Source organism: Pseudomonas sp. Leaf59 (assembly GCF_920984685.1).
GTDB lineage: Bacteria > Pseudomonadota > Gammaproteobacteria > Pseudomonadales > Pseudomonadaceae > Aquipseudomonas.
The window spans coordinates 249,911-275,361 of sequence record NZ_CAKLBR010000006.1 but is presented as its reverse complement, the minus strand read 5'-3'; the positions used below and the strand labels follow the sequence as shown (position 1 = coordinate 275,361).

At 63.3% G+C, this 25,451-nt stretch carries 18 protein-coding genes; 11 read left to right on the top strand and 7 right to left on the bottom strand.

Translation table 11 applies throughout. The annotated features are described in order from the left end of the window. Nucleotides 1-114: 114 nt before the first annotated feature. A complete protein-coding gene (gene pbpC / locus LUB09_RS09510) occupies nt 115-2,430 on the bottom strand; it encodes a peptidoglycan glycosyltransferase PbpC (RefSeq protein ID WP_269325484.1) in 2,316 nt (771 codons plus the stop codon). A 209-nt stretch (nt 2,431-2,639) separates the two neighbouring features. Between pbpC and LUB09_RS09505 the strand changes: the two genes are divergently transcribed. Next, nucleotides 2,640-2,933 (top strand): hypothetical protein, encoded by a 294-nt coding sequence (locus LUB09_RS09505; RefSeq protein WP_003233162.1) that lies wholly within the window; start codon nt 2,640-2,642, stop codon nt 2,931-2,933. A gap of 57 nt (nt 2,934-2,990) precedes the next feature. On the opposite strand, the gene LUB09_RS09500 is transcribed toward LUB09_RS09505, so the two are convergent. After that, nucleotides 2,991-7,886 (bottom strand): alpha-2-macroglobulin family protein, encoded by a 4,896-nt coding sequence (locus LUB09_RS09500; RefSeq protein WP_231422438.1) that lies wholly within the window; start codon nt 7,884-7,886, stop codon nt 2,991-2,993. 473 nt (nt 7,887-8,359) lie between these two features. Here LUB09_RS09500 and LUB09_RS09495 point away from each other — a divergent pair, with 473 nt between their 5' ends. Beyond that, nucleotides 8,360-9,697 carry an MATE family efflux transporter gene (locus tag LUB09_RS09495; RefSeq protein WP_231422437.1) on the top strand — a complete coding sequence of 446 codons (1,338 nt, stop codon included), beginning with the start codon at nt 8,360-8,362 and terminating at the stop codon, nt 9,695-9,697. Here the strand turns inward: LUB09_RS09495 and LUB09_RS09490 are convergent. From LUB09_RS09490 to LUB09_RS09470, 5 genes are all read right to left on the bottom strand, one after another. Further along, on the bottom strand, nt 9,642-10,535 hold the full coding sequence (locus LUB09_RS09490; RefSeq protein WP_231422436.1) for an alpha/beta hydrolase: 894 nt from the start codon (nt 10,533-10,535) through the stop codon (nt 9,642-9,644). The genes LUB09_RS09495 and LUB09_RS09490 overlap by 56 nt on opposite strands. Nucleotides 10,536-10,671: 136 nt before the next feature. Beyond that, nucleotides 10,672-12,585 (bottom strand): arginine decarboxylase, encoded by a 1,914-nt coding sequence (gene speA / locus LUB09_RS09485; RefSeq protein ID WP_003233168.1) that lies wholly within the window; start codon nt 12,583-12,585, stop codon nt 10,672-10,674. Between the two features lie 142 nt (nt 12,586-12,727). Continuing rightward, nucleotides 12,728-13,099, bottom strand: coding sequence for a translation initiation factor Sui1 (locus tag LUB09_RS09480; protein ID WP_209988113.1), 372 nt, complete (start codon nt 13,097-13,099; stop codon nt 12,728-12,730). Between the two features lie 183 nt (nt 13,100-13,282). Next, nucleotides 13,283-13,819 (bottom strand): NUDIX hydrolase, encoded by a 537-nt coding sequence (locus LUB09_RS09475; protein ID WP_231422435.1) that lies wholly within the window; start codon nt 13,817-13,819, stop codon nt 13,283-13,285. A 2-nt stretch (nt 13,820-13,821) separates the two neighbouring features. Continuing rightward, on the bottom strand, nt 13,822-14,889 hold the full coding sequence (locus LUB09_RS09470) for a DUF2333 family protein (protein ID WP_209988107.1): 1,068 nt from the start codon (nt 14,887-14,889) through the stop codon (nt 13,822-13,824). A 300-nt stretch (nt 14,890-15,189) separates the two neighbouring features. Here LUB09_RS09470 and LUB09_RS09465 point away from each other — a divergent pair, with 300 nt between their 5' ends. The 9 genes from LUB09_RS09465 (at nt 15,190) to fis (ending at nt 25,419) form a co-directional block, all read left to right on the top strand. Next, entirely contained in the window at nt 15,190-16,860 is a 1,671-nt protein-coding gene (locus tag LUB09_RS09465) for a response regulator (RefSeq protein WP_209988104.1), read from the top strand. A 53-nt stretch (nt 16,861-16,913) separates the two neighbouring features. Next, nucleotides 16,914-18,875: a methyl-accepting chemotaxis protein gene (locus LUB09_RS09460; RefSeq protein WP_231422434.1), complete on the top strand. Its 1,962-nt coding sequence runs from the start codon at nt 16,914-16,916 to the stop codon at nt 18,873-18,875. Nucleotides 18,876-19,182: 307 nt separating this feature from the next. Next, the gene (gene aroQ, locus LUB09_RS09455; protein WP_015373673.1) at nt 19,183-19,638 is read left to right on the top strand and encodes a type II 3-dehydroquinate dehydratase; all 456 of its coding nucleotides are present in this window, start codon (nt 19,183-19,185) and stop codon (nt 19,636-19,638) included. Nucleotides 19,639-19,662: 24 nt separating this feature from the next. Further along, nucleotides 19,663-20,124 (top strand): acetyl-CoA carboxylase biotin carboxyl carrier protein, encoded by a 462-nt coding sequence (gene accB / locus LUB09_RS09450; RefSeq protein WP_015373672.1) that lies wholly within the window; start codon nt 19,663-19,665, stop codon nt 20,122-20,124. A 17-nt stretch (nt 20,125-20,141) separates the two neighbouring features. After that, nucleotides 20,142-21,503 carry an acetyl-CoA carboxylase biotin carboxylase subunit gene (gene accC, locus LUB09_RS09445; RefSeq protein WP_046033970.1) on the top strand — a complete coding sequence of 454 codons (1,362 nt, stop codon included), beginning with the start codon at nt 20,142-20,144 and terminating at the stop codon, nt 21,501-21,503. Between the two features lie 293 nt (nt 21,504-21,796). Next, nucleotides 21,797-22,675 carry a 50S ribosomal protein L11 methyltransferase gene (prmA, locus tag LUB09_RS09440; RefSeq protein ID WP_231422433.1) on the top strand — a complete coding sequence of 293 codons (879 nt, stop codon included), beginning with the start codon at nt 21,797-21,799 and terminating at the stop codon, nt 22,673-22,675. A gap of 30 nt (nt 22,676-22,705) precedes the next feature. Next, the gene (locus tag LUB09_RS09435; protein WP_231422432.1) at nt 22,706-23,902 is read left to right on the top strand and encodes a DUF3426 domain-containing protein; all 1,197 of its coding nucleotides are present in this window, start codon (nt 22,706-22,708) and stop codon (nt 23,900-23,902) included. A gap of 186 nt (nt 23,903-24,088) precedes the next feature. Further along, complete coding sequence (gene dusB / locus LUB09_RS09430; protein WP_231422431.1) at nt 24,089-25,102, top strand: tRNA dihydrouridine synthase DusB; 1,014 nt, start codon at nt 24,089-24,091, stop codon at nt 25,100-25,102. Then, nucleotides 25,099-25,419, top strand: a complete 321-nt coding sequence (fis, locus tag LUB09_RS09425; protein ID WP_003221275.1) for a DNA-binding transcriptional regulator Fis — start codon at nt 25,099-25,101, stop codon at nt 25,417-25,419. Before dusB ends, fis begins: the two co-directional genes overlap by 4 nt. Nucleotides 25,420-25,451: the final 32 nt, after the last annotated feature.

Genomic DNA, 25,451 nt, shown 5'->3' with positions numbered 1-25,451 from the left:
GGCAAGTGAATAGCCTGCGCTGGCCTTCAGGACACTATCGGGAGCAAGCCCCCTCCCACAGTTGAAGGTATTCACACCACACAATGTGGGAGGGGGCTTGCTCCCGATGAGGCCTTAATCAACAACGCTGAACTCAATCCTGGCCGTCTGCCCGGCCTCATCCAGCACACTGAGCTGATAACGCCCGAGCCGATCAAAGCCGGCATTGATGCTGTCCTGATTGGCACTGTCCCCCAGCGGCGCACCGTTGAGGAACCACCAGCGCCGACCACTGCCCCCCAGCGCCGATAGCTTCAGGCGCAGCGCCTGCTGGCTGGCGGCCGGCAGGCGCAGCTGGTCACCTTCGCGCACGCCGACAATCGACAACGGCGACGCCGCCGCCAGTGCCGGCGGCGGGCAATCCGGGTCCGCCGCCGGAATCCGCGCTTCACGGCGCTCCACCTTCGGCAGCCACGGTTCCAGCGGCGCGGGCCACAGGGCAATGTCCCGGGCAACCGCGCCGGGGCAATGGGCGTCGACGCGCAAGCCCTTGGCGTTGACCCACACAGTTTCCTTGAGGCCCACGCTCAGCGGCTGATCCAGCGCCTGCAGGGTCGGCGGCGTGGTGTTGTCCAGCGTCCAGGCAAAGCGCTGGCGCCGACAATTGGGGTCGCTGCGGCTCATGGGCTGGCCCAGCGGCCAGCAGATCGCCGCGACCCCGACATTGGCCGGCACCGGCTTGACCGGCGCACTGATGCCGCGCTGGCTGTCGCGGTTGGCCAGCACATCATGCACCTGCAACATCAACGGCGCCGCCGACGCCAGGCCGAACTGCCCCGGCACCGGCGTGCCGTCCGGCCGGCCGATCCACACGCCGATCAGATAGCGCGGCCCCACGCCAATCGCCCAGGCATCGCGAAAGCCATAGCTGGTGCCGGTCTTCCAGGCCAGCGTCGGGCGTTGCACCAGTTCGGCACGCGGGTCACGGTCGGGCCGCGCCTGGCCGCTGAGGATGCGCCGCACAATCCAGGCGGCCCCCGGCGACAGCAACGGACGCTCGCGCAAGACGTCGTCCGGCTGCAAACGGAGGGTCGCGCTTTTGCCGTCGCGGGCAAACGCACTGTAGCCACTCACTAAATCCTCAAGGCGACTGCCCGCGCCGCCGAGGATCAGCGCCAGGTTTGGCTCGGCCAGCGCCGGCAATGCCAGGGGCACGCCGCCGATGCGCATCTGCGCGGCAAACCGCTTGGGCCCGTAGGCTTCCAGCAACTGCACCGCCGGCAGATTCAACGAACTGGACAGCGCGGTACTGGCCGGCACCGCGCCGGTAAAGCCCATGGAAAAATTGCCCGGTCGATAATCGCCATAGCGCCGGGGCACGTCCTGCAACAGCGATTCGGAATGAATCAGCCCCTCGTCCAGGGCCATGCCGTACAAAAACGGTTTCAAGGTCGAGCCGGGCGAGCGCAGGGCGCTGATCATGTCCACATGGCCGAAGCGCCTGGCGTCTTTGATGTCCACCGAGCCCAGGTAAGCGCGCACGGCCATGGTTTCTTCCTCCACCACCAGAATCGCGGCCGAGGTGTGCTCGGGCAGGCGCGCGCGCCAGCCCAGCAACAGGTCTTCGAGACGGCGCTGCAGGGTGGCATCCAGCGTGGTGCGGATCAGCGGCGGGCTGTCCGGGCGGTTAAGGCGACGCGCGAGCAACGGCGCCAGGCTCGGTTCCAGGCGCGGCGCCAGCAGCAACGGTTCTTCCAGGGCCTCATCGACCGCCGCCTGCGGCCACACCTGAAACTCGGCGAGGCGGCGCAGCACTTTGTCCCGGGCCTGCTGGGCGCGCTGCGGGTGGCGGTCCGGGCGCAGGCGGCTGGGCGCCTGGGGCAATACCGCGAGCAAGGCGGCTTCGGCACGGGTGAGCTGCGCCGGAGACTTGCCCAGGTACGCCCAACTGGCCGCCGCCACGCCCTGCAAGGTGCCGCCGAACGGCGCGCGGTTGAGATAGAGGTTAAGAATCTGCTCCTTGGACAGGTGCCATTCCAACTGCGCGGTGCGCCACAGCTGACGCAACTTGCCGTGCCAGGTGCGCGAATGCGGGTCGAGCAGGCGCGCCACCTGCATCGACAGGGTGCTGCCGCCCGACACCACCCGTGCGCCGGTAAGGTTCTGCCAGGTTGCGCGCACCAGTGCCAGCGGGTTTACGCCGGGGTGCTCGTAGAACCAGCGGTCTTCGTAGGTGAGCAGTGCATCGAGGTAATACGGTGAGACTTCACCGGTTTGCACGGGGTAACGCCATACACCGTTGGCATCGGCAAAGCGCCACAAGGGCGTGCCATCCTCGGCCAGCACCACACGGGCGAGGTCATCGCGGGGCAGCGGCAAGGGCCAGAGGCGGTCGGCCAGCCATAGCAGCGCTATCACCAACAACACAATCGCAAAGGCCCAGCGCAGCACCTGTGGGAGGGGGCTTGCTCCCGATGGCGACCTTCCAGCCAACTTATTCACAGCTGACACACCGCTATCGGGAGCAAGCCCCCTCCCACGTTGAATTGCATGATTAATCGAAAACTCAAACCGCCAAACCTCTATGCTTGCAGGGAACTAGCCCGCGTTATCGGCAACCAAAGGCACACACACGCCCACCTTCTCATCAGGACACACACATGCAGGTAGAAAGCTTCTTCGAATGGTTGGGCCAGGCACTGGGTTCGGTGATCCGGTTTATCGTCGACGGCCTCAGCGGCCTGTTCGGGGCGTTGACCCATGCCGGCGGCAACTTTGTCGAAGGCCTGTCGCGCACCCTGGGCATGGACACCTCGATCATCAGCATCATCACCCTGATCATCGGCCTGATGCTGCTGTACTCGGCGGTACGTGCGTTCATGCGCGCCTCGATCATCATGGGGATCATCTGGCTGATGCTGGGGTTGTGGTTGCTCAGTTGGGTGGTGCACTGATCCCCTGTGGGAGAGCGCTGGCTCCCTCCCACATTTGCCCCCTTACACATCGGGCCGTCAGCGGCCCTTGATCACCATGTCTGCCGGGGTCTCGCCCACCGCCTGCCAGTTCGGCCGGTACATCGACTCCACCTGCGGCGGCGGCACACGGTAGGTGCCCGGGGTGACCGCACGCGCCAGGTACAGCAGGTGCGTGGCGCCGTAGCCGTCCAGGTTCAGCGCCGCCACATAGCGGTCATCGCGGAACTCCTGATGTTTGAGCGATGCGTTCTGCATCGACTCGCGCCATTCCTTCACCTGGCTGCTGGCGTTCTCAAGGCTGGCGGCGCTTTGCGCCAGGTTCTGGTTTTCCAGCTCCAGACCGGCCGGCAGCAGGTCCACCACCAGCGCATCCGGCACGCGCTGTTTGGCACCGACCGTCAAGTGCACCAGCACCAGGTCGCCGCTGTTGAGGTTACGCAGGTTCAACGGCTGGCCGTTCATGCCCAGGTATTCGCGGCGGATATTCAGGTTGTCGCCGCCCGGCGCCGGTGGCACTTGTGGATAACCCGAAATCGTCAGTTGCTGATACACCGGCGTTTCACCCCCATTGCTCAGGCTGAGGTCGCCCGACAGCGACTTGTCATCCAGTTGCACAGTCGAGTGCTGGTTGTTCAGTGCCTGCACACCGCCGCTGCCGGTCAAGGCGACCTGCCAGTTCGCCTCGGGCTGGGCAAACCCGAGCCGCCCGGCCAGGAACAGTGAATTGCGCTCCTGGGTCGACAGGTACGGACTGGCCGCCAACTGGTCCGACAAGCTGAACAGGCGCTCTTCACGCGTACCCTTGGCCAAGTCATTTTCCTCCAGCAACGCCAGGATCATCGCCTGATCGCGCAGCGGGCTGCCGTAGTCGGCCAGCCATTCCTTGGCGCCGCGCTGGGCGGCGAGCCCTGCCTGCAATGCCTGATCGGCACGCGGCTGGTCACCCATCTTCTGCAACGCGATGGACAATTGCACCAGCGGCAACCCGGAACGTGCGTCGCTGCGTCGCTCGAAAATGCTGCGCAATGCGCCCAACGGCGCCTGCTGACTGCGCGCCAGCACCATGCCGGCGTAAGCCTGCACGGCAAAGCGGGTGTGTTCGGCGTTGTCGCTGTAGTCCACCTCGATCAGGTTGCGCTCCTGCACATAGCGCAGCAGGCGCTCACTGGCTTTTTTCAAGGCGTCAGGCGGCACGGCAAAACCCTGGTCGCGGGCGCGCAGCAGGAAGTCGGTGACGTAGGCGGTCAGCCAGTATTCCTCCTCGCCATCGGCGCCCCACAGGCCAAAGCTGCCGTTATAGCGCTGCATGCCCAGCAGACGCTCGATGCCCAGCTCGATCTTGCGCTTGCGCTCGGTGTCCGGTTCGCCCTTGATGCTCAGGCGCTTGAGCAACGCCTCATCGGCATACAGCGAGGGATACAAGCCGCTGGCGGTTTGCTCCAGGCAACCGTAGGGATACGCCTTGAGCGCCGCGATTTGCGCGCCCAGGTTCAACGGCGGCCGGCTCGACAGGCTCAACAGCGCCTCACGCCCGGAGGCATCGAACTGATCCAGCGCACCCGCCGGCAGGCTCCACGGCTGGTCCTTGAGCACCGCGCGGTAGTGTTTGAGCAACGCCGGGTAGGCCGGGCGCACGCCCAGGGTCCATTCGCGGCTGAACGGCGGCAGGTTTTCGCCCGGCAAGTCCAGGCCATTGACGCTCACCTTGACCTTGCCCTGCCCCAGGCCGCCCCAGGCTTTCACCGGAATGCGCAACGTGGTGCGCTGGCCCTGTTTCAACTCGACGGTTTGCGCACCGCCATTGACCAGCTCCAGTTGCCCTTCGGCGCTCAACTGCACTTCCAGCTTCTGCGCCTTGCCTGACAGGTTGGACAGGTCCAGCGCCAGGGTGGTCTGGTCGCCACCGGCCAGAAAGCGCGGCGCCGACAATTCAGCGATCAGCGGTGCGGCGATCACCGTCTTGCCCTCGGCCATGCCGTAGCGGTCATCGCTCCAGGCCTGGGCCATCAGGCGCAGTTCGCCGTTGAAGTCGGGGATATTGACGCTGACTTCGCCCTCACCCTGCTCGTTCAAGGTGACCGGCGCGCTTTGCAGGGCGACGATGGTCACGCTGGTGTCCGGGCGCTTGCCGCCCTTGGCCAGCGCGGCGTCGCCACCGAACGCCAGGCTGGCCAGACGGCCCTGCCCGGCTTCGATCAACTGGCCGTAGATGTCGAACTGATCGACCCCGTAGGCCTTGCGGCCGAACAGGCTGGAGTACGGGTCGGGCGTCGGGTATTCGGTGATATTGAGGATGCCCACGTCCACCGCCGCCAGCAGCACATGCACCTGCCTGGGTACGCTGCCGTCGGCATTTTTGGCGGCGATCTTCACCGTCAGCGGTTGTTTGGGGCGCATTTTTTCCGGCGCGGTGAGGGTCAGGCCGAGTTTGCGCTGGGTGCGATCCAGCGGCAGGTGCAGCAGGCCCACGGCGCGCTTGGGGGTGATATTGGCCTTGCGCTCGCCGGGACGAACCACCAGGGCGCTGACGTACAGGTCATGCCGCGCCCATGTCGGGTCGAGTTTAACGGCGAAGCTTTTGCCTTCGGCCGGCACGTCGATTTCCTGCCACCACAACGGCCCTTCGGCGGATTCCACCAGCAGGTAGCCCTTACCGGCCGCCGGCGGCGTCACCGTGACGTTGGCGGTGTCGCCGTCGCCATAGGCGGGTTTATCCAGCGCCAGCTTGACCTGATCCGGCCGCACGGCGCCGCCTTCGGTGTTGTCCTGGGCCTGGTAGCCGGCCCAGAACCGCAGGCTGCTGACCAGCCCGGTCTGCGGGTCTTCAACCTCGACGCGGTAAGGGCCCCACTCCACCTGGAAGCTGACCCTGGCGGTATCGCCGGCCTTGATATTGAGGGTCTGCTCGTCGAGGTTGAGGAATTTTTCGTTGAAGTGATAGCTCCAGCCGTCGTTGTCGGAGTAGTTCCAGTAGTAGTCACGACGCTCGCGCACCAGGCGCACCTTGAGGTTCTGCGCGGCGAGTTTCTGCCCCGCCTGGTTGGCCACCAGCACTTCGAATTCCGCCGGGCCGTCACCATTGGTTTCCTTGCCGTCAAACAGCCCGCGCAGGCCCGGCAGCTGCTCGGCCGGCCAGATCGGCTGCACCAGACGCCGGGTGATCGGGCGTCCGCCGGACTCCTGCAGGCTGGCCTGCACGATCAACTGCAGCGGTGATTTGGCCTCGGCCCATTTGCTTTCCAGGGTCAACGCCTGCTGGCCCTTGGCGTCGAGCACGCTTTCGTCCAGCTCGAAATCCTGGCTCAGCTCTTCTTCGGTGACCGAGCCGAACTGGTAACCCGGCAGCGACTTGACCGCTTCGCGCAGCGGGCGCACGTAGACCTGGCCGCTGACCCGATTGCCCGACGCCGGGGCGCCGTACAGGTAGCGCCCATTCACCTGAATGACCGGGTTGTCCGCCGGGCTCAGCGCGGTGTCGCTGCCCTTGAGTTCCAGCGCCAACCGCTCGGGCAGGAAATCCTCGACGAGAAATTCATACAACTGCGGTTTGCCGTCGCCCAGGTCGAACACCAGTTGCCAGCGCCCGGTCGGCGCTTCGCCGGCCAGTTGCAAGGGGTATTGATAGAGGCCAGAGGCATCGGCCTCCCACACGAATTTGCGGCTCACCTGTTCGTCCGGGCGGCGCACCTCGACGCTCACCGGCTGCGGCTTGACGGCGTTGCCGTCCTTGTCGCGCAGCAGGGCATTGAGCAGCACGGTTTCGCCGGGGCGATACAGGTCGCGCGGGCCAAACACAAAAAACTGCAACGGGTGTGACGGTTGCCCGCCGATATCGAATTCGGCCAGGTCCAACGCCGCACTGTCCAGACGCAACAGGCTGGTTTGCTCGCCCTGTTTGGCCAGCAGCACCTGGGCCTTTTTCGGCAGCGGCAACTCGGCGTGGCCGCCCTGTTCGGTCTTGCCCTGACCCAATACGCGGCCCTCGGCGTCCAGCACTTCAAGCTCGACGCCCTCCAGCGCCTTGCCGCCTTCCAGCGCCTGGGTGAACACATCCAGGCGATTGGCGTAGCGGTGCACCGACAGCCCGATATCACTCAAGGTGAACAGCGTGGCCGGTTGCGAATAGTTGTAGGTGCCCGACGCGCGCATCACCGCCAGGTACACGCCCGGCTGCTGCAATTGCTTGAGGCCGGCGATCGGCAACAACAGGGTTTCACGGGTGTTGCGCGCCGGGTTCAGGTCGAAGCGGCCGCCGTAGACCAGGTCGGCCAGGGGCAGCAGTTCCTGGGATTCATAGCTTTGCAGGCTGGTGTTGCGCCCCCATTGCGCGAGGAACGTGGGCAGGGATTCGGGCTTGATGCGGAAGAACTCCACATCGATCTTGTCGACATTCAGCGCGATCACCGGCAAACCTTCGGCCAGACGCGTGGGCAACAGGGTGCCGCGGCTGGCGAAGCCGACGGTGGCCTGCAGGTCACGGGTTTCCAGGCGCGCGCTGTATTCGGCGGGCAGCAGATTGTTGTTCACCGCCTTCACACCGGGGTCGACGGTGAGCACCAGTTTGCGCTGCGGCTCAAGATGACGCAGGCGCAGTTCCATGAGGTTGTCGGACAGCTCCCAGGCGCCATCGACCTTGCCGGACTTGCTGTCGACCAGATGCAGCTTGTCGGCGAATTTCTGGTCCGGATCCAACGGGATGGAAAAGCTCACCGACAAGGTACTGGCCCCGTCCAGCTGTACTTCGGACACGTCCACCACGCTCAACTCGCGCCCGACGTAGCGTTGCTTCAACGCCGCCACATCCGGCGCCGCCTTGGCCGACTTGGGCACCGCCGCCGCGCTGGGCGCAGACGGTGCAGCCGGTTTATCGGAGGAATCGCAGGCGCTCAGCAGGGCCAGCGCACAGGCCAGGAACAATCCTTTGTTAAGCATGGGGCACTCGTAGTGAGAGGGAACCGGGTGTGAACTATATATCAGCCGTAGCGAGACTGCCGCTGGAGATCAAAAGGTGGAGAGACCTTTTATCAAACACAAAATAACGGGTTGATTTTAAAACCTGAAACGTCAGGCAAGCCCACTCCTGTGGCGAGCGGGCTTGCCCTAATGCCGTTCAGTTAAGCGCAGACTCCCTGTGGCGAGCAGGCTTGTCCTGCGTTGGGCTGCGCAGCAGCCCCAAAGCCAGGCGCTGAGCCGTATCAGGTACACCGCGTTTTGCTCGATTGGGGGCGCTTCGCACCCCAACGCGGGGCAAGCCCGCTCGCCACAATAAGCCCACACATTTTCCTTAACTGAACGGCATTAGGGCTTGCCACAGAGACTCTGTTTGCTGCGCGACACTGCCTCCCACATTGGTTCCTTGGTGTGGTTAATACGAGGTTACAATGCCGCTCCCCGAAGGAGTCCCCATGCCGACCTTACTGAACGACTGGCGCGACCGCCCCACTCATCGCCGTGTCTGGGCGCTTGCGGCGCCGATGATTCTTTCGAATATTTCCGTGCCGCTGGTGGCGCTGGTGGACAGCATGGTCATCGGCCACTTGCCCCACGCCCATCAGTTGGGCGCCGTCGCGGTCGGGGCCACGCTGTATACCTTCCTCGCCTGGGCCATGGGCTTTCTGCGCATGGGCTCCACCGGCTTTGCCGCCCAGGCTGCCGGGCGCAATGACGGCGCGGCGTTGCGGCAAATTCTGCTGCAGGGTCTGCTGCTGGCGCTGGGCCTGGCGATGCTGCTCGGCACCGTGGGCATACCCCTCAGCCATCTGGCGCTGGAATGGATGCAGCCCTCGCCCGAACTGGGCCAGCTCACCCGCGAGTTTTTCCACACCCGCCTGTTCGGCCTGCCTGCCGCGCTGGCCAGCTACGCCTTGGTCGGCTGGTTTCTCGGCACGCAGAACGCCCGTGCACCGCTGGCGATTCTGCTGACCACCAACCTGGTGAACATCGCACTCAACCTGTGGTTCGTGCTTGGCCTGGATTGGGGCGTGGTCGGCTCCGCCCGCGCGTCGGTGATCGCCGAATGGACCGGCGCCCTGCTGGGCCTGGCGCTCACGCAAAAGGCCCTGCGCGCCTACCCCGGACAGATCGCCTGGGCCGCGCTCAAGGTGTGGCAGAACTGGCGCCCGCTGCTGGCGGTCAACCGCGATATTTTTATCCGCAGCCTGGCCTTGCAGTCGGTGTTTTTCATGATCACCGTGCAAGGCGCGCGCTTGGGCGATGCCACGGTGGCAGCCAATGCGCTGCTGCTCAATGGCCTGTTGCTGACCGCCCACGCGCTGGACGGCCTGGCCCACGCGGTGGAAGCCCTGTGCGGTCACGCCATCGGCGCCCACGACCGCCAGGCCCTGCGCCGCTCACTGATCGTCGCCTGCGGCTGGTCACTGATCGCCAGCGTCGGGTTCGCCCTGCTGTTCACCTTCGCCGGCCATCTGTTTATCGCCATGCAGACCGACATCCCCAGCGTGCGCGACACCGCCGACCGCTACCTGCCCTATCTGGCCGTGCTGCCGCTGATTGCGGTGTGGAGTTACGTACTCGACGGGCTGTTTATCGGCGCCACCCGCGCGCGGGAGATGCGCAACGGCATGCTGCTGACGGTGTTGATCCTGCTGCCCATCGCCTGGCTGTTGCAGGATTACGGTAACCACGGCCTGTGGATCAGCTTCCTGCTGTTCATGGCCGTGCGCAGCCTTACCTTGTGGGCAATTGCCTGGCGCTTGAATCGACAGGGTCGCTGGCTTGGATGAATGCCGTGACGCGCTCCAGCACCGGCGCCAGCCAACGCAGGGGTTTGGACAGGGCCGCCACCAGCGTCTGGTGGTTGGTGCGACCGAAGTAGAACGCCTGCACCGGCACGCCTGCCGCCGCCAGTCGTTCAGCCAGCCCACCGGTATTGCGCGTGGGATTGACCAGGTTGTCATCGTTGGAAGCAATCAACAGGCTGGGCGGCGCCGCAGCGCTGACATGGTTGATCGGCTGCGAATCCGGCGGTGAATCAGGGAAGAAAAACACCGGTTTCACGTCCGGATTTTCAATCGGCAGAAAGTCATAAGGCCCGGCCAGGCCAATCCAGCCTTTGAATACCGACGGTGCCAGGCCCACCTCTTTCAGCCAGCGTGCATCCAGCGCCAGCATCGAAGCGTTGTAGGCGCCGGAGCTGTGGCCCATCACGTAGAGGCGCCTAGGGTCGGCGCCGTAGTCCGCGCTGTGCTGAACGGCCCAGGCCACTGCCTTGGCGCCGTCCTGAAGAAACGCGGGGTAACGCACCTGCGGGTAAAGCCGGTAATCGGCAATCACCACCACAATGCCGCGCGAAGCCAGGGCTTCGCCGACAAAACCGTAATCTTCTCTGGAGCCACTGTTCCAGCTGCCGCCGTAGAAAAACACCACCACGGGGGCATTCGAGACGGCCGGGAGTGGCCGGTAGACATCGAGCTTCTGCCGGGGGTCGCTGCCATAGGCGATTGCGGGTGTTTTGGTGAAGGTGCTGGAGGGTGTGAGTGCGTTGAGCACTTTGATGGGCGAGCAGGCGGCCATGAAGGCAGCCATCGCCAGGGTGAACATTTGCAGCCATTTGCGCGACATTGCTCAGCCCCCACAAAATTTCAGGATCAGCAGTGCTTCAAATGTGAGAGGGGGCTTGCTCCCGATGGCAGTGTGTCAGTCAACACATGCATCAACTGACAACCCGCAATCGGGAGCAAGCCCCCTCCCGCATGGGTTACGAGGACAGGTACGAAGAGCGCGTCAGGCCCAAACGCAACGCGTCCAGGAACTGGGTGCGTTCCGACGCGGAGATCTTCGCGCTCGCGCACTTGTCGCGGTAGTGGGTCATCAACTCCTCCGGCGACAAATGCACATAACGCAGCATGTCTTCGATGGTGTCGTGGGTCTCGATGCCGGCGCTGTACACCGAACCGTCTTCGCGCTGGTAGATGTTCACCGAGTCGGTGTCACCGAACAGGTTGTGCATGTCGCCAAGAATTTCCTGGTATGCGCCCACCAGGAAGATACCCAGCAGGTAGTCTTCGCCTTCGTTGAGGGCGTGCACCGGCAGGCTGGTTTCGATGCTCTGCTCGTCGACGTACTGCTTGATCTTGCCGTCGGAGTCGCAGGTCAGGTCCTGCAGCACCGCGCGGCGCAGCGGCTCTTCGTCGAGGCGGTGCAACGGCAGGATCGGCAGCACCTGGCCGATGGCCCAGGTGTCCGGCAGGCTCTGGAAGACCGAGAAGTTGCAGATGTACTTGTCGGCCAGCTTGTCGTTGAGTTCGTCCAGCACCTGGCGGTGGGAACGCTGACGCGCCTTGAGCGAGTTGTGCAGGCGGCGGCACACGGCGAAGTAGCATTGTTCGGCCAGGGCTTTTTCGGCCAGGGTCAGTTTGCCGTCGGCGTACTGGGTGGCCACGTCGCTCATGTAGTGGGTGGCGCGCCAGTAGGTCTCGGTGACCATCTCGATGTCGGTCGGCCCCAGCAGGTCCACCAGCCATTGCACGGTTTCCGGCAGGCTTTCCTTGTTTTCGATGGTCGGGATTTCGTCGTTGTGTTTCTCGACGTCGGTGACCTGCACCACCAGCATGGCGTGGTGGGCGGTCAGCGAGCGGCCGCTTTCGGAGAAGATGTTCGGGTGCGGCAGGCTCTGCGCGTCGCAGAACTCCTTGAGCATGCCCACCACCACGCCGGCGTAGTCATCCATGTCGTAGTTGATGGAGCTGGCGTTGCGCGAGTGGGTACCGTCGTAGTCCACGCCCAGGCCACCGCCAACGTCGATGTGGTCCACCGGCAGGCCGAGGTTGCGCAGTTCGCCGTAGTAACGAATGGCTTCCTTGAACCCGTGCTGGTAGTCGGCCAGGTTGGCGATCTGCGAGCCCATGTGAAAGTGCAGCAGGCGGATGCCCTGGTCCAGGCCGGCCGCGCGGAAGCGCTCGACCACCGACAGCAATTGCGCCGCCGACAGACCGAACTTGGACTTCTCGCCACCGGTGTCCGCCCACTTGCTCGACGCCAGGGACGACAGGCGCACGCGCAGGCCCACCTGTGGCTTGACCTTCAGCGACGCGGCCTCTTCGATCACCAGCTCAACTTCGGATTCTTTCTCGATCACGATAAACACGTTGTGACCGAGCTTCTGGCCCATCAGCGCCAGGCGGATGAACTCGCGGTCCTTGTAGCCGTTGCAGACGATGGTGCCGCCTTTTGGCGCCAGGGCCAGCACGGCCAGCAGCTCCGGCTTGGAACCGGCTTCCAGGCCGATGGACACATTCTGGGTGGCGATGATGTTTTCGATCACCGCTTCCTGCTGGTTCACCTTGATCGGGTACAGCGCGGTGTATTTGCTCTGGTATTCCAGGCGCTCGATGTTCGCATCGAAGGCACCGGTCAGCTGGCGCACGCGGTCTTGCAGAATATCGGGGAAGCGCACCAGCAACGGCAGCGACAGGCCGCTTTTGCGCAGTTGGTCGACCTGCTCGTAGAGGTCGACGGGGGTGCTGTTCGGGCCGTTCGGACGGACTTCGACGCGACCGGCTTCATTGATCGCGAAATACCCGGCCCCCCAATGGCGAATCCCGTAAACGCTGCGGCTGTCCGCAACGGTCCATTGGCTGCCATCGTCTTTGCGTGTGCGTCGTACGGACATCGAAGTCCCCTATAAATGAAGGCGAAAGCGCCACCTCAAGCGGAGGCTGGCGCAGTCTAAAGAATGAAAATGACGATTTGCCTGTAAGCAGGTGAGACCTCGCCTGCGGGGCAGAGTTTAGACACAAGTTGGCAAGCGGCCTTCAGCCGCCGGACTTCCTTGCCTTGTAACCGAGCTTGATCAGCTCGGCCAACAGCAGTTCGACGTGATCACCCTGGATCTCGATGACCCCGTCCTTCAATGCGCCGCCGGTGCCACAGCGCTTTTTCAGCGTGGTGGCCAGCTCCTTGAGCGCGTCTTCGGCCAGGGGCACGCCGGTGATGGTGGTCACCGTCTTGCCGCCACGGCCTTTGCTTTCGCGGCGCACGCGGGCAATGCCGTCACCTTCGGGGATCAGGGTTTGTTTGCAGAGGCAGGCGTCCACGGGCTGGCGACAGTCCGGGCAGTGTCGACCTGCGTCGGTGGAAAATACCAGGCCACCGAGGGCGGCGAAGGATGCGGCTTTTTTGGCCACCGGCAATCCTCTTGGGAGGATGGAGACTGATCGACGTTAGCACAGGGCGAATATCGACCGCGAAGCCCCACTCAGGCAGGGGCAGCGCTACCGAATCGCCAAGGCGGTTCGGGTGAAAAGGCGCGCAGTGTAACGGCAAAAACGCAGCTTGCTAAGGGCCAAATGGCGCCAATTCATGCCGCTTTAGCGACGTGAAGCCAGATAGCGTCGCAAGCCCTCCTGGGCGTCCGGGCAGTAAGGCTTTTGCTCAGCCTCTGCGAGCACGGCTTCCAGGGGCAGAAAGCGCGCTTCCATGACCTCTTCTGGCTGCAGCAACAGCGGTCCGTCCCATACGGCGGAATAGGATGTGCACCACAGGCGGCTGTCGCCGTCTTCGAAGTAGAAGTGGTCATGTTCGACCAGTTCGACCCCGCTCACCCCAAGCTCTTCTGCAAGCTCGCGGGCCGCCGACACGGCGTAGCTCTCCCCTGCCGCCACCATGCCGCCGGCTGCCGTGTCCCAGAACCCGGGATACAGCGCCTTGCTGAGGGTGCGCCGATGCACACACAGCTCGCCTTTGGCATTGAACAGAAAGATGAAGGTGCAACGGCCGATCAGGCCGCGCTGGCGAAGGTCGGAACGTACAAGGTGGCCGAGCAGGTTGTCCTGCTCGTCCACCCAGCAGATCAATTCAGCATCCGAGGCCGCTCGGTGTGCGGCCTCTTTTTGAATAGCGTCCATCATCAACCCTGATTGAGGAGCTGACGCAAATCGATCACTGCAGCGTTTGCTCGGGAAATATAGTTGGCCATCACCAGCGAATGATTCGCCAGTACCCCGAAGCCACTGCCGTTAAGAATCATCGGACTCCACACCGGTTCCTGCGAGGCCTCCAGCTCACGAATGATCTGGCGCACGCTGACGGTGGCGTTTTTCTTGGCCAGCACGTCGGCAAAATCGACTTCGATGGCACGCAGCAGGTGGGACAGGGCCCAGGCCTGGCCGCGCGCTTCGTAGAAGACGTTATCGATCTGCATCCATGGCGTTTCCACCACTTCTTCGTCGACCTGCGGCACTTCACCTGGCGCCAGCGCCTCGGTTTTCAGCGCGGTGTTGAGTTTCACCCGGCCCACGCTGGCCGACAGGCGTTGCGACAGCGAGCCCAGGCGCGTAGCAACATCGCCCAGCCAGTTGTTGAGGTTGTCGGCACGCGCATAAAACAGCGCGCCGCGCTGGTTCGGGTCGGACAGACGCGCTTCGTAGCGGCTCAGGGAGTTGATGCCTTGCTGGTATTCCGACTCGCTGGAGGGCAGCACCCAGCTCTTGTTGTCGAAGTTGAAGCGTGGCTCGGCCTTGGCCAGGTCAGCGTCTTCGGCCGATTGCGACTGGGAGCGGGCAAAATCCTTACGCAGGGCACGGGTCAGGTCACGCACCTGCACCAGCACGCCGTATTCCCAGCTCGGCATGTTGTCCATCCACAGGCCGGGCGGGAAGCGGTCGTTGGAAATGTAGCCACCTGGCTTGTTCAGCAAGGTGCCGACAACGGTCTTGAGGGTTTCGACGGTGGTGTAACCGATCACCATCTGCTTGCCTTCCTGCTCGGCGGCAAGCTGGGCATTCTGCTGCACCGGAAACAGCGCAGGCTCTTCGCTCCAATACCAGCCCAGGGCACCGGTGACCAATAGGTACAAGCCGAGCACAGCGAGCACGGCGCGGCTCATCAGTACGCTGCGCAAATAGCCGCGTTGGGTCGACTTGGGCTCAGGGGCGGGGCCTTTGGCACTGCCTGCGCGGTTTTTCCAGTCCAGCATGGCGATATCCTTTCAATCACTTGAGTTCATGCACTTCAAAAGGCGGCGTGCGTTCAAATATTCCGACCACAACCCTAACCCATCGTGCCCGTCAGTGCGCAGGCTTTGCGCAAACTGGCGGTTGCCGGGCAGTCGACTATAAAGGATGCACGCTTTTTTTTGCGCGACGCGACGAGCAGGACCGTGACTGAATATCAGCGGCGCGCAGTTTATTGACATACAACACTCATCCGACCGAAAGAGGTGCTAGCATAGCGCCATCAGTCGACCTCAGCATGCAGCCTAACTAGTAGTCAGGATATGACCGAGTCAGAAGACCCCAGCCGTGAACGCCTCAAGCAGCATTTTGCCCAGCGGGTAATTCATCAGGCGCGTCAAATTCTCGAGATCTGGCAGCGCCTGCAACGCAGCGAATGGTCCGAGGCTGACTTTTGCGAACTCAGCGAGGCCACCCTGCGCCTGCTGCGCTTTGCCGAGCGCTTCGAACAGCCCGAGCACTGCCAGTTGGCGCGGCATATCGGTGAATCGCTGAAAGCGGTGGACGAAAATCGCGGCCGCCTGAGCAGCCACCTGATCACCGATCTCAACCGCCTGATGCAGCGCCTGTCGCGCACCGGCCTGCGCCAGGGCGACCAACTGGAGCAGACGTTCCTGCCGCCGATGCGCAAGCCGATCTACGTGATGCTGGCCGATCACGACCGCGCTGAACGCCTGGCCAAGCAGCTGGAATTCTTTGGCCTGAGCGCGCAATCCCTGGACAGCGTGGCGGCGTTTCGCTCGTCCATGGCCGAGCGCCTGCCATCGGCGCTGGTGATGGACGTGGACTTCTGCGGCGCAGGCCTGGGCCTCAAGCTCGCCGCCGAAGCCCAGGAGGGACTGGAGCAGAAACTGCCGCTGCTGTTTTTCAGCCTGCATGAAACCGACACCCCGACGCGCCTGGCGGCGGTGCGTGCCGGCGGCCAGGAATTCCTTACCGGCACCCTCGAAGCATCGAGCCTGCTGGAAAAGATCGAGGTGCTCACCTGCGTCGCCCAGTACGAGCCCTATAAAGTGTTGATCATCGACGACTCGCGGGCCCAGGCGCTGCACACCGAGCGGCTGCTCAACAGCGCCGGCATCGTCACCCGCACGCTGATCGAGCCGATCCAGGCCATGGCCGAGCTGGCCGATTTCCAGCCCGACCTGATCATCCTCGACATGTACATGCCCGCCTGCACCGGCACCGAACTGGCCAAGGTCATCCGCCACAACGACCGCTACGTGAGCGTGCCGATCATCTACCTGTCGGCCGAAGACGACCTGGACAAGCAGCTGGACGCCATGAGCGAAGGCGGCGACGACTTTCTCACCAAGCCGATCAAGCCGCGCCACCTGATCACCACCGTGCGCAACCGCGCCGCCCGCGCCCGTAACCTCAAGGCGAGGATGGTGCGCGACAGCCTGACCGGGCTGTACAACCACACCCATATCCTGCAATTGCTCGAAGACTGCAGCTTCCGCGCGCGCCGCGAGAACAAGCCGCTGAGTTTTGCCATGCTCGACATCGACCACTTCAAACGGGTCAACGACAGCCACGGCCACCCCATGGGCGACCGCGTGATCAAGAGCCTGGCGCTGTTTCTCAAGCAGCGCCTGCGCAAGACCGACTACATCGGGCGCTACGGCGGTGAAGAGTTTGCCATCGTGATGCCCGACACCGACCTGGAATCGGCCAGCAAAGTGCTGGATGAAATTCGCGAGCGCTTCGCCGAAATCCACTACCCGGCCAAGCCGCAGGATTTGTGGTGCACCTTCAGCGCCGGGCTGGTGGAGCTGTGCGATGATTCCGACAGCCTGATGATGGCCGCCCAGGCCGACGAAGCGCTGTACCGCGCCAAGCACGCTGGACGCAATCGTGTGCATGCCGCGCATGCACCGAATCAAAGTGCCATCTTTTCACCGGAATCGACTGATTCCGTCATAAGGATGTAATGGAAACGCAATAACTTCAGGCGCTTACCTTTTGCTGTCGGTAGAAACCCCGCATGCGCCTGAAGCTGCTGACCAATCTTAATACCCTGCTGCTGGTGGCCGTGTGCCTGGCGCTGGGAGCGACGCTGTGGTGGTCGCAACGCGCGCTGGAGCGTCCCTATTTGCTCATGGAGCGTTACCTGGGCCTGTCACAGACGTTCCAGAACCAGGCCGCGCGCAATATCGACGACTACCTGGCCAGCGGTGATGCCCTGCGCCTGAGCAGCGCCAGCCAGAGCCTGGAAACCCTGTTGCAACAGCTCGACGAATTGCCCGCCGAGCTTGCGCAAAACCTGCGCCCCAGCCTGACCAACCTGGAAGCCTTCAGCAGAACCGAGCTGCTGGCCGCCGGCAAACTGGCCGGCGACCCGCAGGCGCTGTTGCTGCAAGCCGAGCGCGAATTGGGCGCCAACCTTGACCAGCTCAGCCAGTACGCCAGCGGCATAAACTCGGTAGATGCCGCACGCTACCTGCCGCCGCTGCTGGCAGCGTCGCAACACCTGGGCCGGTTATCCCTGGCCCGCGACAAGCTGGTGAGCAGCGGGCGCGCGGAACTGGCCGACGATGTGGAGCGCGAAGTCGGCAATATGCGCACCCAGGCCGAGGTGCTGGAACACCTGCCGCTGCTGGGCGTCAAGGCCAGCGCCGACTCTAATACCGACGACTTTTCAGCGCTGATGGGTTTGGAAAACACCACGAAGACCGAAACCCAGGACACCGGCGTCGACCTCAAGCGTGAACTCAACAGCCTGCTCACCCGCTACCCCGCCGAACTCAAGCGCACCCGCGAACAGATCCAGCAGCGCACCGACCTCAGCGCCGCCACCCACCTGAAAATCGCCGCGGTGCAGCAGGCCATTGCCGGGCTGGAACCAGTGGTGCGCGCCCAGCACGGCAAGATCCAGGGCGAAGTGCGCCTGATGCAAGGGCTGATGATCGGCCTGATCCTGCTGATTGCGCTGCTGATCGACACCCTGCAACGGCATCTGGCGCGCAAGCTGACCAGCCTGGCACCGGCCCTGTCGACCTGGGCCGAAGGCGACTTCAGTCAGCCGATTGCCCTGGGCAGGACCAACCGCGAACTGCATGACATCGAAGCGTCTCTCAACCGTCTGCGCACGTACCTGGTGGAGCTGGTGAGCACCATTCGTGGCAATGCCGAAGCGGTGGCCGGCACCAGCCGCACCCTGGCCGAGCTGAGCAGCGGCCTGCACGACGGCGCCGAACGCCAGGCCGGGGACACCGCGCAGATTCGCGATTCGCTGGGCGAACTGGAGGCAACCATCCAGCAGGTCGCCGACGATGCCAGCCAGGCCGCCGGCGCCAGTCGCAGCGCCGGCCAGGCGGTGGAACAGGGCCAGCGCGTGATCGGCCTGAGCCTGACCGGGCTGCATGCGCTGGTGGACGAGGTACAGCAGAACGCGCAGATGATCGAGAAACTCGCGGAAGAATCGGCCACCATCGGCGGCGTGCTCACGGTGATCCGCTCGATTGCCGACCAGACCAACCTGCTGGCGCTCAACGCGGCCATCGAAGCCGCGCGCGCGGGTGAGGCGGGGCGCGGGTTTGCCGTGGTCGCCGACGAAGTGCGCTCGCTGGCCCAACGCACCGCCGGCGCCACTGCCGAGATCCAGAGCCTGATTGCCGGCCTGCAGACCGCTGCCCATCAGTCGGTGCAAGGCATGCGCGCGCAGGTCGAACACGCCGAGGCCACCGCCCAGCAAGCCCAGGCGGCGGATGGCGCACTGGATGAGATCGTCGAGGCGATCCAGACCATTTCCGGGACGGCGGTGCGCATTGCCGACGTGACCGCACAGCAAAGTGGCGCGGTGAGCGAGATACGCGACAACAGCGAGCGGATTCACCAACTGGGTGAGGACAATTTGCTGCGTATCGGCCAGGGCCGCAGCCAGGGCGAGCACTTGCTGGTGCTCGGCGGGCAACTGAACACGGCGGTCAAAGCCTTCCGCGTCTAACCTGCCCACTGCAGATCCAAAACCCAATGAAGATCAACAGGTGGGAGGGGGCTTGCCCCCGATTGCAGTGTGTCAGTCTCAGTATCTGTAGCTGATACACCCCTATCGGGGGCAAGCCCCTCCCCCAATGTGATCTCCACAGAATTGGAGACAATGTTACCGATGACTGGAATCAAGCTCTTAGTCACAAATTTTTCGCTATCCTCGCTAATCGTGCTGCCTACTGCATAGAACTGGACAGTCACAAAGGCTTTGCGGCATAGTCGCCGGGTTCTGCCGTACCCACATCAATAACAAGGAACAGCCGATGGCGACCTTTCTGGTTCTTCACGGACCCAACCTGAACCTGCTTGGCACCCGCGAACCGGGCGTCTACGGGGCAGTCACCCTGGACCAGATCAACCTCGACCTGGAACGCAGGGCCCGTGAAGCCGGCCACCATTTGCTCTACCTGCAAAGCAACGCCGAGTACGAACTGATTGATCGCATCCATGCCGCGCGTGGCGAAGGCGTGGATTTTATCCTGATCAATCCCGCCGCTTTTACGCACACAAGTGTTGCATTACGTGACGCGCTGCTGGCGGTGAGCATCCCATTCATCGAAGTGCATTTGTCGAACGTGCACAAACGCGAAGCTTTCCGCCATCACTCCTACTTCTCCGATGTAGCGGTAGGTGTGATCTGCGGCCTTGGCGCCAGCGGTTACCGGCTGGCCCTGGAGGCCGCCCTGGAACAACTTGAACAACCGGCCAAGCGCCCCTGACCGACCCTTGGGAGTTGATGATTCATGGATATCCGTAAAGTCAAGAAACTGATCGAACTGCTGGAAGAATCCGGTATCGACGAGCTGGAAATCAAGGAAGGCGAAGAGTCCGTACGGATCAGCCGTCACAGCAAGACCCCGGCCCAACAGTTCTACGCGCCGCAAATGCAAGCGCCGGCTCCGGCCGCTGCTGCTCCGGCCGCCGCACCTGCTGCCGCTGCGCCTGCCGCACCGGCAGAGCCTGTGCTGAACGGCTTCGTGGTCAAGTCGCCAATGGTCGGTACCTTCTACCGCACCCCGGCACCGACCTCGCCAGCCTTCGTTGAAGTCGGCAAGACCGTGAAAGTGGGCGACACCATCTGCATCGTTGAAGCGATGAAGATGATGAACCACATCACCGCTGAAAAAGCCGGCGTCATTGAATCCATCCTGGTAGAAAACGGTCAGCCGGTTGAGTACGACCAGCCGCTGTTCACCATCGTTTGAACCGCGGAGCGCCTTCGATGTTGAAACCTGCGAAGAAACTGCAAAAAGTCCTGATCGCCAACCGCGGCGAGATCGCGCTGCGTATCCTGCGCGCCTGTAAGGAAGAGGGCATCAAGACCGTCGCTGTTTACTCGACGGCCGATACCGAATTGATGCACGTGAAACTGGCGGACGAAAGCATCTGCATCGGCCCGCCGCTGGCCACGAACTCGTACCTGAAAGTCTCGAACATCATCGCGGCCGCTGAAGTGACCGGCGCTGATGGCATCCACCCGGGCTACGGCTTCCTTGCGGAAAACGCCGACTTCGCCGAACAGGTGGAAAAATCCGGGTTTGCCTTCATTGGCCCGAAAGCCGACACCATTCGCCTGATGGGCGACAAGGTCTCGGCCAAGGACGCGATGATCGCCGCTGGCGTGCCAACCGTTCCAGGCTCCGACGGCCCGCTGCCGGAAGACGAGGAAACCGCCCTGCGCATTGGTCGCGAAGTCGGTTACCCGGTGATCATCAAGGCCGCCGGTGGCGGTGGTGGTCGCGGCATGCGCGTGGTGCACAAGGAAGAAGACCTGATCGAAGCCGCCAAGCAGACCCGCTCCGAAGCAGGCGCCTGGTTCGGCAACCCGATGGTCTACCTGGAGAAGTACCTCACCAACCCACGTCACGTGGAAGTGCAGGTACTGTCCGACGGCCAGGGCCACGCCATCCACCTGGGCGACCGCGATTGCTCGCTGCAACGTCGTCACCAGAAGGTACTGGAAGAAGCCCCGGCACCCGGCCTGGACGAAAAAGCCCGCCAGGAAGTACTGGCTCGCTGCGTCAAGGCGTGCATCGACATCAACTACCGTGGCGCCGGTACTTTCGAGTTCCTCTACGAGAACGGCCGCTTCTACTTCATCGAGATGAACACGCGTGTGCAGGTAGAGCACCCGGTGTCGGAGATGGTCACCGGTATCGATATCGTCAAGGAGATGCTGAGCATCGCCGCCGGCAACGTGCTGTCCTTCACCCAGGACGACGTGAAGATGCACGGTCACTCGCTGGAGTGCCGGATCAACGCCGAAGACCCGAAAACCTTTATCCCAAGCCCTGGCCTGGTCAAGCATTTCCACGCGCCCGGCGGCAACGGCGTACGTGTGGATTCGCACCTGTACAGCGGCTACAAGGTTCCGTCCAACTACGACTCGCTGATCGGCAAGCTGATCACCTGGGGTGCCACCCGCGACGAGGCCATGGCCCGCATGCGTAACGCTCTGGACGAAATCGTGGTCGACGGCATCAAGACCAACATCCCGCTGCATCGGGATCTGGTGCGCGATGAAGGCTTCTGCGAAGGTGGTGTGAACATTCACTACCTGGAACACAAGCTGGCCAACCAGTAAGTGCTCCAACCAACAAAGCCGCCTTCTGGCGGCTTTGTTGTTTTTGAGGGTTGGCAAAATACCTGTGCCGAGCGGGCTTGTTGTAGCGAGCGGGCTTGCCCCGCGTTGGAGTGCGAAGCACTCCCAATAGGGCATTCCCGGTTTGCCTGCCTAACCGAGAGTGCCGATTTCAGGGCCGCTTCGCGCCCCAACGCGGGGCAAGCCCGCTCGCCACAAGCCCGCTGCTCGCGTAAACTTGCGCGCTTTCGCAGCCCCCTCCCCGCTGCACACTCATTTTTCCAAAGGTGCCCGCCATGCCTTGGCTGCAAGTCCGTCTCGCCATCAGCCCAGAACAAGCCGAAACCTACGAAGACGCGTTCCTCGAAGTGGGCGCCGTGTCGGTGACCTTCATGGACGCCGAAGACCAGCCGATCTTCGAACCCGAACTCAATACCACCCCGCTGTGGTCCCACACCCATTTGCTGGCGCTGTTCGAAGACGGCACCGATGCCGCCGCCGTGCTGGCCCATATGCAACTGCTCACCGGCAGCCCGCTGCCCGAGCATCACAGCGAAGTGATCGAGGACCAGGACTGGGAGCGCAGTTGGATGGACAACTTCCAGCCGATGCGCTTCGGCCAGCGCCTGTGGATCGTGCCGAGCTGGCATGCCGCGCCAGAACCCGATGCGGTCAACCTGCTGCTGGATCCGGGTCTGGCATTCGGCACCGGCACCCACCCCACCACCGCGCTGTGCCTGGAATGGCTGGACGGCCAGGACCTGACCGATTGCAATGTGCTGGACTTCGGCTGTGGCTCGGGGATCCTGGCCATTGCCGCACTGTTGCTGGGCGCCAGGGAGGCCGTGGGCACCGATATCGACGTGCAGGCACTGGAAGCGTCGCGCGACAACGCCGGACGCAACCACATTGCCGAAGGCAAATTCCCGCTGTACCTGCCCCAGGACCTGCCGCAGGTGCAGGCCGATGTGCTGGTGGCCAATATCCTCGCCGGGCCGCTGGTTGCCCTGGCGCCGCAGTTGTCGAGCCTGGTCAAACCGGGCGGGCGCCTGGCGCTGTCGGGCATCCTCGCCGAGCAGGGCGAAGACGTTGCCGCCGCCTACGCGAAGGATTTTGAGCTGGATCCGATCGCCAACCGCGATGGCTGGGTACGCATCAGCGGGCGTCGGCGCTAGAATGAGCGCTTGCCTGAATCGGATGGCCGCATGACCGACAGTTTCGTCACCCAGTGCCCGCATTGCCAATCGCGCTTTCGCGTCAACCACGCTCAATTGAGCGCGGCTCGCGGCGTGGTGCGTTGCGGATCGTGCCTTCAGGTCTTCAACGCCCTGCGCCAACTGCTCGAGCAGCGCGCCGAGGCGGGCGACGCCGACCTGCCGGTGGCCGTTGAACCGACGCCCGAATCACCGCGCGCCATCAGCCAGAAACAGTGGAACGCTGAAGAGCTGGACCTGGACAACCTGGACCTGGACGAAGAGCTGGCCAAGCTGGAGCTGCGCGAAAAACCGCTGGGCGCGGAGCGTCGTCACGCCGGCTCCGACCGTCGCCAAAAGGACGATGCCCTCAGCGCCAGCCGCAACACCGTGAAGGCCGAGGAAGAAAAATGGGCCGCCAGCCTGTTCAGCGAGCCGCCGCAGGAACGCGCCCCGGTTGTCGACGAGCCCGCGGAGCCGAGCAGTGGCCGGCAGCGCACCGAACCGTCGATGTCGCGGCGCGCCGAAGCCCTCGACGACGAACCCGCCCTGGATGATGAAAATCCCGACCCACCGTTCACACTCCTGACCCACGCGGCCGAGCCGCAGGAACAACGCCCGCCGCTGCGCCGCAAGCGCCCGCGCGCCGAAACCCGTGTTCACGACGAGCAACTGCTGGACCTGGAAGACGACCCGCTGCACTTGTACGCGCAGAAACGCGCATCGACACCGGGCCGTCGCCTGCTGTGGATTCTGCTGGTGCTGATCGCCGCTGCCGGCCTCGCCGGTCAGTTCATCGCCTACCAGTTCGACGACCTCGCGCGCCAGGACGCCTACCGCCCGTGGTTCCAGCAAGTGTGCCCGGTGCTTGGCTGCAAGGTGCCATCGCGGGTCGATATTGCGCACATCAAGAGCAGCAACCTGGTGGTGCGCAGCCACCCTGAGTTCGCCGGGGCGCTGGTGGTGGATGCGATCATCTACAACCGTGCGGCGTTCTCCCAGCCTTTTCCCTTGCTGGAACTGCGCTTTGCCGACATGAACGGCGGCCTGATCGCCAGTCGTCGCTTCAAGCCCGCCGAATACCTGAGCGGCGAGCTGGCCGGAGTGAGCGAAATGCCATCACAAACGCCGATCCACATCTCGCTGGATATCCTCGACCCCGGCAACAAAGCCGTAAATTACAGCCTGAGCTTTCATTCGCCCGAGTGAAACGGCCCGCTCTGCGGGGCTTTGGTGGCAGATACCTGCCAGAATCGCCGGTTACCGAACTGACGGCGATAAAGAAATAACTGTTCAGATTTTATCCAATTCAGCCTTTATCCAGTCATCGAGAGCGGGTATCATGCCAACCCTTTTTCGAACTCTAATGATCCGGCCCCACAACAGGGAAGTCCTATGTCGGCGGTACGCATCGGCCCATACACATTGCAGAACGGCTTGATCCTCGCCCCGATGGCGGGCGTCACCGACCAGCCCTTTCGTCAGCTGTGCAAACGTTTGGGTGCGGGTCTTGTAGTCTCGGAAATGGTCACCAGCGACATGAGCTTGTGGAACACCCGCAAATCGCGGATGCGCATGATCCACGAAGGTGATCCCGAGCCGCGCTCGGTACAGATCGCCGGTGGCGATGCGCAGATGCTGGCGGACGCGGCCCGGGCCAATGTGGAACTGGGTGCACAGATCATTGATATCAACATGGGCTGCCCGGCCAAGAAGGTCTGCAACAAGGCCGCCGGATCCGCGCTGTTGAAGGACGAGCAGTTGGTTGCCGAGATCCTGCAGGCCGTTGTGGCCGCAGTCGATGTGCCGGTAACGCTGAAGATCCGTACCGGCTGGGACCGGGACAACAAGAACGGCCTGACAGTGGCGAAGATCGCTGAACAGGCAGGCATTACGGCGCTGGCGGTGCATGGTCGCACCCGCGCCGATCTGTACACAGGTGTTGCCGAGTACGACACCATTGCCGCGATCAAGCAGGCGGTGTCGATGCCGGTGTTTGCCAATGGCGATATCGACTCGGCCGAGAAAGCCCGGCGCGTGCTGCACGCCACCGGCGCCGATGGCCTGTTGATTGGCCGGGCCGCCCAGGGGCGGCCATGGATCTTTCGTGAGATCGAGCACTTCCTGCGCACTGGCGAGGTATTGCCGGCACCGGAGTTGCCCGAGGTGGAACGTATTCTGCTAGAGCATCTGGCGGCCCTTCACACGTTTTACGGCGATGTGATGGGCGTGCGTATTGCTCGCAAGCATGTGGGTTGGTATCTCGCAACCCTGCCAGGCGCCAGGGAGTTTCGCGCCGGGTTCAATCGTTTGGATGAAACGCAAGCACAGGTCACCGCCGTTCGTGAGTTCTTTACCGAGCGAGACAAGAGCCTGAGAGCAGGGGACGGAGAATGGGTGGCCGCATGACGATGATGACCGAGACTTTAGTGAGTGGAACAGCACCCGTGAGCGACAACGTCAATTTGAAACAGCACCTGAACACGCCGAGCGAAGAAGGCCAGACCCTTCGCGGGAGTGTGGAGAAGGCGCTGCACAATTATTTCGCCCACCTTGAGGGCGCTTCCGTCACGGACGTGTACAACCTGGTGCTTTCCGAAGTCGAGGCGCCCCTGCTCGAAAGCGTGATGAACTACGTCAAGGGTAACCAGACCAAAGCCAGTGAGCTGCTCGGCCTCAACCGTGGCACCTTGCGCAAAAAGCTCAAGCAGTACGATTTGCTGTAAGCATTCAATCAAACCAGAAAGGCGCCCGCGTA

What these genes read in the sequence shown, in the direction of transcription:
- LUB09_RS09505 (WP_003233162.1), top strand. Translation starts at nt 2,640, where the DNA reads ATGCAGGTAGAAAGCTTCTTCGAATGGTTGGGCCAGGCACTGGGTTCG.
- LUB09_RS09475 (WP_231422435.1), bottom strand. Translation starts at nt 13,819, where the DNA reads ATGGACGCTATTCAAAAAGAGGCCGCACACCGAGCGGCCTCGGATGCT.
- fis (WP_003221275.1), top strand. Translation starts at nt 25,099, where the DNA reads ATGACGATGATGACCGAGACTTTAGTGAGTGGAACAGCACCCGTGAGC.
- LUB09_RS09500 (WP_231422438.1), bottom strand. Translation starts at nt 7,886, where the DNA reads ATGCTTAACAAAGGATTGTTCCTGGCCTGTGCGCTGGCCCTGCTGAGC.
- LUB09_RS09470 (WP_209988107.1), bottom strand. Translation starts at nt 14,889, where the DNA reads ATGCTGGACTGGAAAAACCGCGCAGGCAGTGCCAAAGGCCCCGCCCCT.
- dusB (WP_231422431.1), top strand. Translation starts at nt 24,089, where the DNA reads ATGTCGGCGGTACGCATCGGCCCATACACATTGCAGAACGGCTTGATC.
- LUB09_RS09495 (WP_231422437.1), top strand. Translation starts at nt 8,360, where the DNA reads ATGCCGACCTTACTGAACGACTGGCGCGACCGCCCCACTCATCGCCGT.
- LUB09_RS09465 (WP_209988104.1), top strand. Translation starts at nt 15,190, where the DNA reads ATGACCGAGTCAGAAGACCCCAGCCGTGAACGCCTCAAGCAGCATTTT.
- accB (WP_015373672.1), top strand. Translation starts at nt 19,663, where the DNA reads ATGGATATCCGTAAAGTCAAGAAACTGATCGAACTGCTGGAAGAATCC.
- speA (WP_003233168.1), bottom strand. Translation starts at nt 12,585, where the DNA reads ATGTCCGTACGACGCACACGCAAAGACGATGGCAGCCAATGGACCGTT.
- LUB09_RS09490 (WP_231422436.1), bottom strand. Translation starts at nt 10,535, where the DNA reads ATGTCGCGCAAATGGCTGCAAATGTTCACCCTGGCGATGGCTGCCTTC.
- prmA (WP_231422433.1), top strand. Translation starts at nt 21,797, where the DNA reads ATGCCTTGGCTGCAAGTCCGTCTCGCCATCAGCCCAGAACAAGCCGAA.
- aroQ (WP_015373673.1), top strand. Translation starts at nt 19,183, where the DNA reads ATGGCGACCTTTCTGGTTCTTCACGGACCCAACCTGAACCTGCTTGGC.
- accC (WP_046033970.1), top strand. Translation starts at nt 20,142, where the DNA reads ATGTTGAAACCTGCGAAGAAACTGCAAAAAGTCCTGATCGCCAACCGC.
- LUB09_RS09435 (WP_231422432.1), top strand. Translation starts at nt 22,706, where the DNA reads ATGACCGACAGTTTCGTCACCCAGTGCCCGCATTGCCAATCGCGCTTT.
- LUB09_RS09460 (WP_231422434.1), top strand. Translation starts at nt 16,914, where the DNA reads ATGCGCCTGAAGCTGCTGACCAATCTTAATACCCTGCTGCTGGTGGCC.